Consider the following 12,395-nt stretch of genomic DNA (forward strand, 5'->3'; position numbering starts at 1 on the left):
AAAGCAGGCGATCAAATCGTCCGTTACGGGCTTCGCTTCGGCGCATCAGCGATCTATATCCGGTTTACGCCGCGCTCAAGCTTGATTACAGCTATGCGGACGATTCAACGGAACCCGACCAGCACATGGCCGACGACCACATCCGCTACGACATTCTGGCCCAGGAGGCATTGCGCGGCGTCATGCGCAAGGTCCTGGCCGAAGTCGCGCGCACCGGCCTTCCCGGCAATCATCATTTCTTCATCACATTCCTGACCGGCGCGCCGGGCGTGCGGGTGTCCTCCAGGCTGCGCGAGCGCTATCCCGAACAGATGACCATCGTCATCCAGTTCCAGTATTGGGACCTCAAGGTGACCGATACCGGCTTCGAGGTCGGGCTGTCCTTCTCCGACGTGCCGGAGAAGCTGGAAATCCCGTTCTCGGCCGTACGCGGCTTCTACGACCCATCGGTCAATTTCGAACTCGAATTCGACGTTAAGACCGACGTCCCGGCGGAAGACGATGCAGCCGCCCAGCCGGCTGCCGAGCCTTTGGCTATCGTCTCCGAGAAAAAGCCGAAGGCCGAGAAGAAGGCAGCTGCCACTGAGGCGGAGAAAAAGCCCGCCGTGGCCGATGCCGCCGCCGGCAAGGGCGCCGACGTCGTGTCGCTCGACGCCTTCCGCAAGAAGTAGCGGGACGGTCGGCGCGACATGGGCGAAATCGTCAACCTTCGCCAGGTCCGCAAGCAGAAGGCGCGCACCGAAAAGGAAAAGCTCGCCGGCGAGAACCGCGCTCTGCACGGCCGTTCCAAAGCCGAAAGAACTCGTGACCGTCTGACATCGGACAAGGCCGAAAAATTCGTCGCCGGCCACCGCCGCGAACGCCCGGAAGACCAGGGCGATTGATGGACCGCCTGCGGTGAGCCCGGTCGAAAAACGCTCCGTGACCATCCGCGGCCATCGCACCAGCTATTCCCTCGAAAAACCCTTTTACGACGATCTCCTCGCCATCGCCGCCGCGCGCAAGCTGACGCTTGCTGCCCTGGTCGCCGAAATCGACGAAACAAGACCGCGCGATGCCAACCTGTCCTCGGCGCTCAGGCTCCACGTGCTGGACTGGGCCAAGCGCGACGCCAGAACTTCTTAGGCCTTTATGACCGCGTCCTGTTTCTTGCGGCGGGTGCCAAATCCCAGGAGCGTCGAGCGATCACATTCCTCGGCAAGCTTCTTCGACCGGACGCGCATCAGATCTTTCCAGCCGACATAGCCGACCAGCCGCGCGTCCTCGCGCGCGACAACCGGCAGATGCGAGACATTGGCCATCAGCAGCTTGTCGGAAAGCCCCTCGAGATACTCGTCCGGATAGGCAAGCGTGAGCTTGCCGCCGGCAAGCAATTCGCCAAGCGTCGTGGTGCGGTGCTCGCCCGCGCGCCTCCAGCGCAGGATCGCCGGCGGATCGATGACGCCAAGCACCTGGCCGTCTTCGCTGACGACGGGAAAGCTCGGATGCCGCGTCTGGGGCGCGGTCAGGAAGGCGGCTGCGCCATGGAGCGTCATCGTCGCCGGCACGCTCTCCACCTGCGCGGTCATGACCTCGCGCACCCTGGTGAGCGCGAACGGATCGACACGATATTCTCGAACCAGATGATGCCCTCGCCTGGCAATCTTTTCCGTCAGGATCGACCGCTTCATCAACAGCACGGTGACGGCGTGAGCGGCCGCGCAAGCGGCGATCAACGGCACCAGCACATGGGTGTTGCCGGTGAGTTCGACCGCAAAGCTTGACCGAACACGCCGAAGACCGTCTTGCCGAATTGTCCGCCGCGCATCTCGATGAGCTCAAGCGCATCGAACCGATGCTGGGACGCCTGCTGACCCGTCACAAGCAATAGTCCGCAAGTCGCGGACCGGTGCCGTCGGCGATGCGGGTGCCTAATTGCCCAGCGACTTCAGCAGATTGTCGACGGAGAACGGATTTGTCCTGGGCTTCGGCGGCGCCGGGGCCGAACCGTCACTGACACCGGGAAGTGAGCGGTCGACCTTCGGCGCCTGCTCCTGAGCCTTGCGCTCGGCCTCCAGCCTGGCTTTTTCCTGCGAAGCGATCCGAGCCTGTTCGGCCTTCTTCCGTTCGTCCTCGGCCTTGGCGGCGTCTTCGGCAGCCTGCTCTTCCGCCTGGGCTTTCGCGTCCGCATCTGCCTTGGCCTTTGCGTCAGCCTCTGCCTGCGCTTTCGCATCGGCATCGGCCTTTGCTTCGGCATCCGCCTTGGCCTTGGCATCCGCTTCGTCCTGTGCCTTCGCATCGGCCTGTGCCTTCGCCTTGGCGTCGGCCTCGGCTTTGAGCCGTGCCGCTTCCTCCTGCTTGCGCAATTCCTCGGCGGCGTTGTCGCGCTCGGTCTGCAGGGCGGCGTAGTAGCGCACCTCGCGCCGCAGCCGCTGCTTCTCGAGCAGTGCGGCCTGCATAGCCTCGACCCGCTGCTGCTCCTTTTCCAGCGCGCGCTGGGTCAAAAATTGCGCCAGCGGCTCGCTGTCGAACTGCTTCTTCAGCGCCCCGAACGGCCCATCGACGCTGAAATTGACCGTCGGATCGGAGCCGATCAGCGCCTCGTCGCCAGGCTTGTAGGTGACAGCGCCCTTGGTGGCGACGGTGCCGGTGTTGAGGTCGGCCGTGATGTCGGCAGACAGCGTCGCCGCCTGGTTTTCGAATTTGATCGGTGGTGCCCGCAACGTGCCGCCGGCGACCGTGAAGGCGATGTCGGCATCGCCGGCAGCAAAGCTGCCGTCGCCAGCGATCTCAGGTGCAAAGCCCGCGGTCTTGGCCACGTCGATGTCGCGCCCGATCGCATCGGCCTTGGCAATCAACGCGCCGAAGGCATCGGGATTGACGCCGGCAATGGTGAGGCCTTTCAGCGCCGCCGTGCCCGAGCCGGAGAGTGCGGCAATCATCGCGTCGACCGATTTGCCGCTGGTCGACAGCCCTGTCGAGAAATCGCCGTTGCCACTCAATCCGGCAGCCGGCAGCACAGTCGCCAGGTCGGCGCCGGCAAGCCTCATCTGGCCGGAGAACAGCCCCGTGCCGTCTGTGTTCTTCAACTCGAACAATCCGGTGAGCGCGCCGCCGAGCAGTTTTGCCTTCAGGTCCGAAACGCGGATGCCTTCCTGGTCCAGTTTCAACGACAGCGACGCATCATAGGCTGTCGCCAGCGGTCCGGCGGCAAGCGTCGCCGTCGTCAGATCGAGATCGGCGCTGAACGGCAGGCTGGATTTCTGGCTGAATGGCGCCGTCGGCCAGTTCGCGTTGCTGCTGAGGAACGACTGGTCACCGAACAGCGCAACCGCAATCGGGTCGAGGTCCAGTTCGTCGAGCGCCAGCGCACCGGCAAAATGCGGCAGCCCCTGCTTCGCATCGATGTTGACGTCGCCCGAAATCTCCGACTCGTTGATGGATCCGCTGAGACCGCTCAACACCAGCAGGCCACTGCCGAAATCGGCATCCGCGCTGAGCGAGGTCGAGGTGCCCGTTCCCATGCCCGGCAGGCCGGCGCCGGTCGTCATCAGCCAAGGCTCGATGTCGGAGGCGTCGAGGCCGATCTTGCCCTTGGCGGTGGCGCCTTGCGGCGTCTGAGCAACGGTGCCGTCGAACGTCGCCTTGAAGTCGTCGGCGGCGAAATTGAAGCTCGTCGCCAGGCCGCCGCCGAGCGTGCCTTTCGCCGAAATATCGGTGCTTGCCTGGCCGAGCATGCCGAGCGGCAGCGCCGGCAGGCCGTAGAGCGCCAGCAGCGCCGTGGCGTCGGGATTTTTGGCGTTGAAGGTCAGCGTCACCGGCGCGTCAAGCAACTGGCCTACGGCCCCCTTGCCCGACAGCGACGCCGAAAAGCCCGAACCGCCGGCCTTGCCTTGTCCGCTCACCGCCAGCCCGGTGGTGCCGTCGCCATTGTCGGCGGCGCTCGCCACCAGATGGACGCGCGCGTCCTGGAACAGTTCAGGATAGGCGGCCGTGCGGCCAGCCAGTCCCTTCAGCATCAGATTGTCGGGATAGTGTTGCGCGGCAATGTCGATCAGCGGCTTCAGATCGACGGCGACCACCGAGGCATCGAGCTTGCCGGTCGGGCTTGCGGGAAAATCCTTGATCCGGCCGGTGGCGCTGATCGAGGCGCCGGCAAGGCCGCCAATCGACAGCCGGTCGATTTCGAGCAGCCCGTCGCGGAGCCGGAGCGCGGTATCGACCGTGTCGGCGGTGAGCCCGCCGGCATTGACCGGCCCTGCCTTGATCTGAAAATCGAGGTCACGGTCGGAAAAGCGGTTGGCGCCCTTGTGGCTGACGAAGATCGAGGCGAAGGCCGTCAGCCCGTCGACATCGAGTTCGCCGCCCTCGAGCCGCATCAGCACCGAGGACTTGGCGTCGTCGGGCTGGTTGGAATCGATGCGGCCGGTGAACTTCGACTTGCCGAGGATCAGTTCGAGATCGCTGAACGCCTGGCGCTTCTCCGACAGCTCCACCTTGGCCTTGAAGCCGGCGGCCGGCAGCCGGCGGATCGCCTCGTCGACATCTTTCGACAACCAGGCAGCAAAGCCGGAAGGCTGCGCCACCGCCAGCAGCATGGAGCCGCTGAAACCGAAATGATCTTCGACGCTGAGCATGCCGCTGGCTTCCAGCGTCGTGCGCCCGGGCAAGGTCGCGGCCAGCGATTTCACCGACCAGCCGCCCTCGACCGGCTCGGCCGAGAGATGCACGTCGCGCACCGTGGTGTCGCCGGCCACCACCGCCGGCAGCTTGACCTCGACAGTGCCGGGGATGCTCGGCTTCGGCAGTTCGAGCAGCGCCTGCTCGATTCCGGCAATGCGCTGGTCCAGCGTCAGGCCGGCGCCCTTCTCAGCGCCCACCGCCTCGTCCAGTTGCACCTGCGCGCCATTGGCCTCGATGGCGAAGTTCGGCCTAAGGCCGAGATCGACCGAAGCCTTGCCGTCGGCTGTGTAGGGATTGTCGAGCGGCCCGGTCTCGAAGCGGAATTCGTCGACGCCGAGCTTCTGGTGATCAAGCGAGAACTTGCCGTTCAGCCGGAAGCCCGGATCGGGCTTGCCGGCGCTGACCTTGCCCGTATTGATCTCGACAACCTCACCATCGCTGCCGCGCAGCGTAGCCGAATTCTTGTCGTTGCCGGAAATCTTGAACTGGCCGGAATAGACGGCAGCCCCATTGACGATGCCTGCATTGCCGTCGGTTTCGATGACCAGTGGATAGGCATCGGGATCGACCTTGAGCCTCAGCCGCATCTGGCCGCTGCCTTCGGCCTTGCCGGTCGAAGCCGCAACCGTCGAACGCAGTCCGTCGAGCAGCAACGTTCCGTCCATGCGCCACGGCCCGGCCAGCGACTTGGCAGAGATGGTCGAATTGATCTCGGAAATCAGATGGCTGCGCCCGCCTGCGGCATGGCGGAGCGCAATTTCTCCCTCCGTCACCGTGAGCTTCTCGATCGAGATCTGGTTGAGATCGAAGGGCGAGGACGGCCGTATCGCCCAGTCGACCGTGCCGTTATCGGCGATGTCGATCGTCGCCTTCGGATGCACCAGCCGCATGTCGAAAATCAGCACTTCGCCGCGCAGGAACGGCGCCAGTTCCGCGTCCATCGAAAAGGTCTCGACGGTCATTGCCGGCTGGCCGCCGGGGCCGCCGGCGACCGTGACGTTTGAGAAGGTCACCGAGGGGAACGGCAACAGCCGCGCCGTGGCGTCGCCTTGCACCGTCACCTTGCGGCCGAGAATGGCGCTCGCCTCGCGCTCGAATTGGGCGCGGTACCCGGTCCAATCGACAAAATACGGCACCACCAGCGCCGCAACCAGCACCAGCACAAACAAGCCACCGAAGATCACGAACAGGCGTGCGAGCATCAGCTCCGAACGGGTTGATTGAAAGTCAGCCGCACTCTACCCGCATCAGCGTGTCGATAAAGAGGCAATTCATCCAGAGTTGCTTGATCTCTGATGTATCTGGAAGAGCAGAGATTTTTGGACGCCTTTGACCGCGGTCCGGCCTGTGCGCAAGAGACTATCCTGCCATGGCCCGTCGGCGATATTCGTTCAGCAGCACCACCATCTCCTCAGGCGACAATGTCCAGCCCTGCGGTAATGCGGCTTCGGCGCCGAGGCTTTTGGTCACGCTGCCCATGACGGAGCTTTTCTTGACCCCCGGTGCGAAATTGTACCCGATCATATCGCCTATCCTGCGCCGGCGATGGACGACGAAGAAGCTTTCGATATTCTTCCAGGGGACCAGGTTGGGCGATCGAACAAGGCCTCCGCCGAGACTGAAACCTTGTCCGTTCAGCACCAGAATCTGCGGCCGCACAAGCTGCCAGGCAAACACCAACGCGACCAGCCCGAAAAAGGCCACGCACCACCAAAGGCCGGCGGTGTCGCCGTCCTCGGAGACATAAATCAGGAAAGCGCAGGCCAGGACAAAGAAGAGGCTGGCCGACAGCAATAACAGTGTCTTGCCAAGCGATGCCCTTATAATCAGGGTATCCATTGCCGCTCCTCACATTTCGGCTATGCAGGTAATATCTTGCCTGGGTTCATGATGTCTTGCGGGTCGAGCGCTTTTTTTATGGAGCGCATGATGTCGACACCATGGCCGAGCTCATGGCGCAGGAAGCCGATCTTGCCCTGGCCGATGCCGTGTTCGCCGGTGCAGGTGCCGTCCATGGCGATCGCCCGCATGTTCAGCCGCGAGACGAATTTCTCCGCCAGCGCGATCTCTTTGGGGTCGTTGACATCCATCAGCACCAGCACATGGAAATTGCCGTCGCCGGCATGGCCGACGATCGGCGCAACCAGGCCCATCTCGGCAATGTCGGCCTCGGTTTCGGCAACGCATTCGGCCAGCCGCGAGATCGGCACGCAGACATCGGTCGAAAGGCCCTTGGCGCCCGGCCGTAGCGTCAGCGACGCCCAATAAGCATCGTGCCTGGCTTTCCAGAGTTTCGTGCGCTCCTCGGCGACGCTGGTCCAAAGGAATGGCCCGCCGCCATTGTCTTCAGCAATGGCACCGAAGGTTTCGGCCTGTTCGGCGACACCGGCATCGCTGCCGTGGAACTCGACGAACAGGCACGGGCTCTCGGGGTAATCGAGCTTCGAGTAATTCTTCATCGCCCGCATCTGCAGTCCATTCACCAGTTCGATGCGCGCCACCGGAATGCCCATCTGGATGGTCGCGATCACCGCGTTGCAAGCTGCCTCGAGGCTCGGAAACGGGCAGACGCCGCCGGAGATCGCCTGCGGAATGCCTTGCAGCTTCAAGGTCAGCGAGGTGATGATGCCGAGCGTGCCTTCCGAGCCGACCAGAAGCCGCGTCAGATCGTAGCCGGCCGAGCTCTTCTTCGCCCGCTTGCCGGTCGTCACCGTCTCGCCATCAGCCATGACAGCTGTCAGCGACAGCACGTTCTCGCGCATCGTGCCGTAGCGCACCGCATTGGTGCCGGAGGCCCGCGTTGCCGCCATGCCGCCGAGCGAGGCATTGGCGCCGGGATCGATGGGGAAGAACAGGCCGGTATCGCGCAGGTGCCGATTCAAATCCTCGCGCGTTACGCCAGGCTCGACCGTGCAGTCGAGATCCTCCGGGTTGACCGCCAGGATGCGGTTCATGCGCGAGGTGTCGACCGAGATGCCGCCGCCCGGCGCGTTGGTGTGGCCCTCCAGCGAGGAACCGACGCCGAAGGCGATGACCGGCACGCGGTGCGCGGCGCAGGCGCGCACGATCTCCTGCACCTCGTCCGTCGTCTCCGGGAAGGCGACACCGTCCGGCGCCTGCGTCGGAATATAGGTGGTGGTGTGCGCATGCTGCGAGCGGATCGCCGCGCCGGTCTGGAAGCGTTCGCCGAGCTGCTGCTTGAGAATGCCGAGCACGACGGCGATGCCTTCCTCGTTGCGTTCGACCGGATTTAGGTCGCTCAGAGCCATGAATTCCTCCGCGAATGGACCAGCGTCCACGCTTGTTATGCGATTATGGATGCACATGACGCAATTCCAGGAAAAGTGTGAAGCGGTTTTCCGTCCGGGATTGCGTCAAAACAAAAACTAAAGCGGTTCACCGTTTCCGCGAGACGGTGAACCGCTCTAGTCTCAGCGTCCACGCCCTGTCCAGCCCCTGAACTCGGTCCAGCACCAGAACAAGGAAGTTTCCATGCCCATCCCTGCCCCCTTCGTTTCCAAACCGATGGACATCGAGAAGGACTGGATCGACTACAACGGCCATCTCAACATGGCCTATTACAACGTGTTGTTCGACCGCTGGTCGGATGAGGCGTTCGAGGCGATGGGCATGGGGCTGGACTATGTCAAAGAGCGGCGCCTGACCATCTACACGGCCGAAGTCCATGTTTGCTATGTCCAGGAACTGCACCTCGAACACAAGGTCGTCGTATCCTTCCAGCTGATCGATCACGACGACAAGCGGCTGCGGGCCTACCAGGAAATCCGCCATGTCGATGGCTGGCTTGCCGCCACCTCCGAAACCCTGTCGCTGCATGTCGACATGTCCGGGCCGAAAGTCGCGCCCTTCCCCGCCGATGTGCAGGCCAAGGTGGAAGCCATGCGCGCCGCCCATTCTGCACTGCCGATGCCCGAGCGCGCCGGCCGTTCGATCGGTATTCGCCGCAGGACCGCTTGAAGCGCTGCCGCGCCCGCGTTAACCTTACCAAGGTTTTAACGTGAACAAGCCATTTGGGCCATTGAACGACTCAGCTGACCGTTTGAGAACGGTGCCATGCGAGTTGTGACGCGGGCGGCGGGCAACAGGCGGTTCGAGGAACGTGCATGAAAACCGACATTAAGGTCGAGGTGGACAGGCTGGCTGCCGATCCGCGCATCACCGACTATGATTTCTGGCGCTCGTTGAAGAACGTCAACAACGAGATCTTCCACATCGCCAACAACAACGAGCCTATCCCCTTCGACATGATCCGCTGGCGCGCCATCCTGAAGCAGGCGCGCATGAAGCGTGGCCACGCCTGATGTTTCCGCTGTTCTGAGAAAGCCGCCACCGGCGAGCGCCGCCACGGACAATTGCGATCTGATCATTTCTATAGGTCGGCGCCAGCCCTGCTTTCAGCGAATCGGCTACATCCGACAACCTTCAAACCCATTTATTTCAATCCGTTGTGGAACCGGCGATTCGGTTCCGCAAATGGCTGCCTGCGACAAGAAGATCAAGATTGAACCAATTCCACGTCTAAGCCGTTGTGACCCCTGAAAAACGGCTTGGAGTGAAAGCATGGACTGGAAAAGGACCAGGGAACCGGCCGACGCATGGCACATGACGGACAATCTGCATGCCGAGCACGGCAAGGGCGATCCGTTCGCGGCCGCCATCCGCGCCACCCGCATGTCGATGGTCATCACCGATCCCCGTCAGGCGGACAATCCGATCGTCTTTGCCAATGACGCGTTCCTGCGCCTGACCGGCTACGAGCGCGACGAGGTCATGGGCAAGAACTGCCGCTTCCTGCAGGGGCCAGAGACAGACAAGGCAGCTGTGGCTAGCGTGCGCGACGCGATAGCAGCGGGAACCGATATCGCCATCGATCTGTTGAACTACCGCAAGGACGGCTCGACGTTCTGGAATGCGCTCTACATCAGCCCGGTTTCCAACGACAAAGGCGAACTCCTGTTCTTCTTTGCCTCACAGCTCGACGTCTCGGATCGCAAGCGCTCGGAGGATCGCATCACCGCCGACAAGAACCGTTTTGAAAAGGCTGTCAAGGAACGCACACGCGAGCTTGAGGCCGCCCTTGAGGCGCAGACCACGCTGCTGCACGAGGTCGACCATCGGGTGAAAAACAACCTGCAGATGATCTCCTCGCTGATCATCATGCAAAGCCGGGCAATCAAGGATGAAGCGACGAAGCGATCCCTGACCACCATGCTGGAGCGCATCGAGGCGCTGAGCACTGTGCATCGCCGTCTCTACCAGTCAAAGGATGTCAGCCGCTTCGATGTCTCGGATTTCGCCAGGGATCTGGTCACCGACCTGCTGACCGCATCGGGGCGCGCCGAGATCAAGCCGACGCTGGACCTCGAACCCATCGTCATTCCGGCCGAAAAAGCCACGCCTGTTGCCTTGATGGTCAATGAGCTTGTCACCAACGCGCTGAAGCATGCCTTCAAGGAAAAGCCGGACGGCACCACCGCGGGGCGCATCGGCATCAAGATGAGCCAGCCCGACGGCCACTTCAACATCGAGGTTTCCGATGACGGCGTCGGCATGGCCGAGGCCAGTGGCGATGCTTCTTTCGGCATGCGGCTGATCAAGTCGCTTGCCCGTCAGTTGCATGCCGACATCGAATGGCGCGACGCCGGCCCGGGCACAAAGGTCGTCATCTCGATGCCGAACGAACCGCAGCAGAAAGGGAAGCTGTCATGAACGAACCGCTCAAGGTCCTGATCGTCGAGGATGAGGCGTTGCTGGCGATGGAACTGGAAAGCCTCGTCGAGGAAGCCGGCCACAGCGTTGTGGGTTGGGCGACATCGTTGGCCGAAGCAAGAGGTATGATTGATACCGCCGATGCCGATATTGCCTTTGTCGATATCCACCTCGCCGACGGGCCGACCGGGGTCGAGGTTGCCGAGCATATCCGCGAGGGTAACCGTTCCATGGTGGTGTTCATGACCGCCAATCCAAAACGCATCCCCGACCATTTCGCCGGCGCGATCGGCGTCATCGCCAAGCCCTACACGATGAACGGACTGGTTTCGGCGTTGCGCTATCTGCAGGAGGGCGTGCGGCGTCCGCCCCCGGTCTCGGTGCTGCCGGCCGGCTTTACGCTGTCGCCGGCCTATGAGAGCGTATGGGCGTCGTCCGCGGCCTGAAGCCTACGCCAGCTTCTCCTTGAGGAAAGCGATCGTCCTGCCCCAGGCGAGATCGGCTGCCTTCTTGTCGTAGCGCGCGGCCGAGGTGTCGTTGTTGAAGGCATGGTTGACGCCGTCATAGACATAGAGCGTGTATTCGACATGGGCGGCGTCGAGCGCCTTCTTGTAGGCTTCGATGCCGGCGTCGATGCGCTCGTCCAGGCCGGCATAGTGCAGCAACAGCGCCGCCTTGATCTTCGCCACATCCTCGGCCTTCGGCTGCATGCCGTAGTAGGCGACGCCGGCGGCGAGATCGGGCGCGTTGACCGCCAGATTGTTGACCGTGCCGCCGCCCCAGCAGAAGCCGACAGCACCGACCTTGCCGTTGCCGTCCTTCTCGCCCTTGAGATAGGCGATGGTCGCCACACCATCGGCGGTGACCTGGCTGGCGTCGAGCTTGGTGAACATGTCGCGCGCCTTGTCCTCGTCGGCGGGCGTGCCGCCGAGCGGCGACAGGAAATCCGGCGCCAGCGCCACGAACCCCTCCAGCGCAACGCGCCGCGCCACATCCTTGATATGCGGGTTGAGCCCCCTGTTCTCATGCACCACGATGACGGTGCCGAGCTTGCCGGACTGGTCCGCCGGCCTGACCAGATAGCCCTTCATCTCACCGCTGCTGCCGGAATAGGTGATATCTTCAGCCTTCACGCGCGGATCGTTGTCGGCGACGATTGCCGCCTGCGCCGAATTCGCCGCAAGCAGCGGCGCGATCGCGGCCGCCGCCGCGCCCGATCCGGCAAGCCTGGTCAGTTGCTCCATGAAGCGGCGGCGGTCGAGCGTCAGATGCGTGTATTCGTCATAGGCATCGATCATCGCCTGGGTGATGGCAGGGCCTTTGACGGCAGGCGTAGCGGCTTCGGCGATGGGTTTCGTCATGGCGTGCTCCTCGTTAGGAGATGACCTCACGGTCACTCCGGAATGACCTTGCGGGTCACTCCGGGATGACTTGCCGTCATTCCGGGATTACCTCGCGGATCAAGATAGGGTGGAAGCTCGCACGGTCCAGTCTCGGATGGGTGACGCTTGCGCCATCGAACGATGCGGCCGCCCCGCCGAACGCGCCCATCACATTTTGGTCATTTCAGAGAATGTCGATGGTGCCGCCACAATATGGAAGGAAGCTGATGATGGTCTCGCTCGTAGCGGCGAGCCCGACGAGAAGGAACAACGCCATGACCTTGTCTACTCCGATCCTTGCAAGCGCGCTCGTGCTTGCTGTTGCTGCCTTGCTGGCAATGCGCTCCGCTGCTGCCGCAGCCGCCGCTCGGATGGTGAAGGTCCGCGTCGACCGGCGTCGGCCGGCACCACGCTGATCCAGCAGGCCGAAACAGGGCCGCAGCTAACCAATGAAGTACTGGGCTCCGTGCCCAGCCTCAAAGGCCATCTCTTACGCAAGCTGACCAAGGCTGCTGCTGCCCTCATCGCCCTGCCGGGCACTTCTCCCCGTATAGATGCCGGCAGGCAGATGAGGGGCGGCGCGACAGAATATCTGCCGGGCCGATCACTTACCTAAGTCAC

The 12,395-nt window shown here is 63.0% G+C and carries 12 protein-coding genes and 1 pseudogene; 8 read left to right on the forward strand and 5 right to left on the reverse strand.

Annotation, left to right across the window (positions count from 1 at the left end):
• Positions 1 to 125 precede the first annotated feature (125 nt).
• From NKI37_RS03130 to NKI37_RS03140, 3 genes are read left to right on the forward strand one after another with little or no spacing between them, the layout of a single operon-like run.
• Positions 126 to 671, forward strand: a complete 546-nt coding sequence (locus NKI37_RS03130) for an SspB family protein (RefSeq protein WP_023667419.1) — start codon at positions 126 to 128, stop codon at positions 669 to 671.
• An 18-nt stretch (positions 672 to 689) separates the two neighbouring features.
• The gene (locus NKI37_RS03135) at positions 690 to 884 is read left to right on the forward strand and encodes a DUF4169 family protein (protein WP_023667420.1); all 195 of its coding nucleotides are present in this window, start codon (positions 690 to 692) and stop codon (positions 882 to 884) included.
• Between the two features lie 13 nt (positions 885 to 897).
• On the forward strand, positions 898 to 1,125 hold the full coding sequence (locus NKI37_RS03140; RefSeq protein ID WP_023729323.1) for a ribbon-helix-helix domain-containing protein: 228 nt from the start codon (positions 898 to 900) through the stop codon (positions 1,123 to 1,125).
• Here NKI37_RS03140 and NKI37_RS03145 read toward each other — a convergent pair.
• The 4 genes and pseudogenes from NKI37_RS03145 to NKI37_RS03160 form a co-directional block, all read right to left on the reverse strand.
• Positions 1,122 to 1,757: pseudogene (locus NKI37_RS03145) on the reverse strand (CBS domain-containing protein); the annotation flags it as partial. The gene NKI37_RS03140 and the pseudogene NKI37_RS03145 overlap by 4 nt on opposite strands.
• 153 nt (positions 1,758 to 1,910) lie before the next feature.
• Positions 1,911 to 5,864: an AsmA family protein gene (locus NKI37_RS03150; RefSeq protein ID WP_352790008.1), complete on the reverse strand. Its 3,954-nt coding sequence runs from the start codon at positions 5,862 to 5,864 to the stop codon at positions 1,911 to 1,913.
• 157 nt (positions 5,865 to 6,021) lie between these two features.
• Positions 6,022 to 6,456 (reverse strand): hypothetical protein, encoded by a 435-nt coding sequence (locus NKI37_RS03155; protein WP_155927131.1) that lies wholly within the window; start codon positions 6,454 to 6,456, stop codon positions 6,022 to 6,024.
• A 65-nt stretch (positions 6,457 to 6,521) separates the two neighbouring features.
• A complete protein-coding gene (locus NKI37_RS03160) occupies positions 6,522 to 7,931 on the reverse strand; it encodes an FAD-binding oxidoreductase (RefSeq protein WP_023714754.1) in 1,410 nt (469 codons plus the stop codon).
• Positions 7,932 to 8,154: 223 nt separating this feature from the next.
• Between NKI37_RS03160 and NKI37_RS03165 the strand changes: the two genes are divergently transcribed.
• The 4 genes from NKI37_RS03165 to NKI37_RS03180 all read left to right on the forward strand — a co-directional run bounded on the left by NKI37_RS03165 (position 8,155) and on the right by NKI37_RS03180 (position 10,838).
• On the forward strand, positions 8,155 to 8,640 hold the full coding sequence (locus NKI37_RS03165) for a thioesterase family protein (RefSeq protein WP_023714755.1): 486 nt from the start codon (positions 8,155 to 8,157) through the stop codon (positions 8,638 to 8,640).
• 146 nt (positions 8,641 to 8,786) lie between these two features.
• The gene (locus NKI37_RS03170; RefSeq protein WP_013531006.1) at positions 8,787 to 8,984 is read left to right on the forward strand and encodes a hypothetical protein; all 198 of its coding nucleotides are present in this window, start codon (positions 8,787 to 8,789) and stop codon (positions 8,982 to 8,984) included.
• Between the two features lie 259 nt (positions 8,985 to 9,243).
• On the forward strand, positions 9,244 to 10,392 hold the full coding sequence (locus tag NKI37_RS03175; RefSeq protein WP_023668314.1) for a histidine kinase dimerization/phosphoacceptor domain -containing protein: 1,149 nt from the start codon (positions 9,244 to 9,246) through the stop codon (positions 10,390 to 10,392).
• Positions 10,389 to 10,838: a response regulator gene (locus NKI37_RS03180; protein WP_023668313.1), complete on the forward strand. Its 450-nt coding sequence runs from the start codon at positions 10,389 to 10,391 to the stop codon at positions 10,836 to 10,838. Before NKI37_RS03175 ends, NKI37_RS03180 begins: the two co-directional genes overlap by 4 nt.
• Positions 10,839 to 10,841: 3 nt before the next feature.
• Here the strand turns inward: NKI37_RS03180 and NKI37_RS03185 are convergent, their stop codons facing one another.
• On the reverse strand, positions 10,842 to 11,753 hold the full coding sequence (locus tag NKI37_RS03185) for a dienelactone hydrolase family protein (protein ID WP_023714756.1): 912 nt from the start codon (positions 11,751 to 11,753) through the stop codon (positions 10,842 to 10,844).
• Between the two features lie 136 nt (positions 11,754 to 11,889).
• On the opposite strand from NKI37_RS03185, the gene NKI37_RS03190 reads away from it, so the two are divergent.
• Entirely contained in the window at positions 11,890 to 12,390 is a 501-nt protein-coding gene (locus NKI37_RS03190; protein ID WP_155923825.1) for a hypothetical protein, read from the forward strand.
• The last annotated feature ends 5 nt before the right edge of the window (positions 12,391 to 12,395 follow it).

The sequence above is a fragment of the Mesorhizobium sp. M0626 genome (assembly GCF_040320665.1).
Classification (GTDB): domain Bacteria; phylum Pseudomonadota; class Alphaproteobacteria; order Rhizobiales; family Rhizobiaceae; genus Mesorhizobium.

Excerpts from the sequence above, each read along its gene's own strand:
- NKI37_RS03130 (WP_023667419.1), top strand. The coding sequence starts at position 126 with ATGGCCGACGACCACATCCGCTACGACATTCTGGCCCAGGAGGCATTG.
- NKI37_RS03135 (WP_023667420.1), top strand. The coding sequence starts at position 690 with ATGGGCGAAATCGTCAACCTTCGCCAGGTCCGCAAGCAGAAGGCGCGC.
- NKI37_RS03150 (WP_352790008.1), bottom strand. The coding sequence starts at position 5,864 with ATGCTCGCACGCCTGTTCGTGATCTTCGGTGGCTTGTTTGTGCTGGTG.
- NKI37_RS03160 (WP_023714754.1), bottom strand. The coding sequence starts at position 7,931 with ATGGCTCTGAGCGACCTAAATCCGGTCGAACGCAACGAGGAAGGCATC.
- NKI37_RS03165 (WP_023714755.1), top strand. The coding sequence starts at position 8,155 with ATGCCCATCCCTGCCCCCTTCGTTTCCAAACCGATGGACATCGAGAAG.
- NKI37_RS03170 (WP_013531006.1), top strand. The coding sequence starts at position 8,787 with ATGAAAACCGACATTAAGGTCGAGGTGGACAGGCTGGCTGCCGATCCG.
- NKI37_RS03175 (WP_023668314.1), top strand. The coding sequence starts at position 9,244 with ATGGACTGGAAAAGGACCAGGGAACCGGCCGACGCATGGCACATGACG.
- NKI37_RS03180 (WP_023668313.1), top strand. The coding sequence starts at position 10,389 with ATGAACGAACCGCTCAAGGTCCTGATCGTCGAGGATGAGGCGTTGCTG.
- NKI37_RS03185 (WP_023714756.1), bottom strand. The coding sequence starts at position 11,753 with ATGACGAAACCCATCGCCGAAGCCGCTACGCCTGCCGTCAAAGGCCCT.
- NKI37_RS03190 (WP_155923825.1), top strand. The coding sequence starts at position 11,890 with ATGGGTGACGCTTGCGCCATCGAACGATGCGGCCGCCCCGCCGAACGC.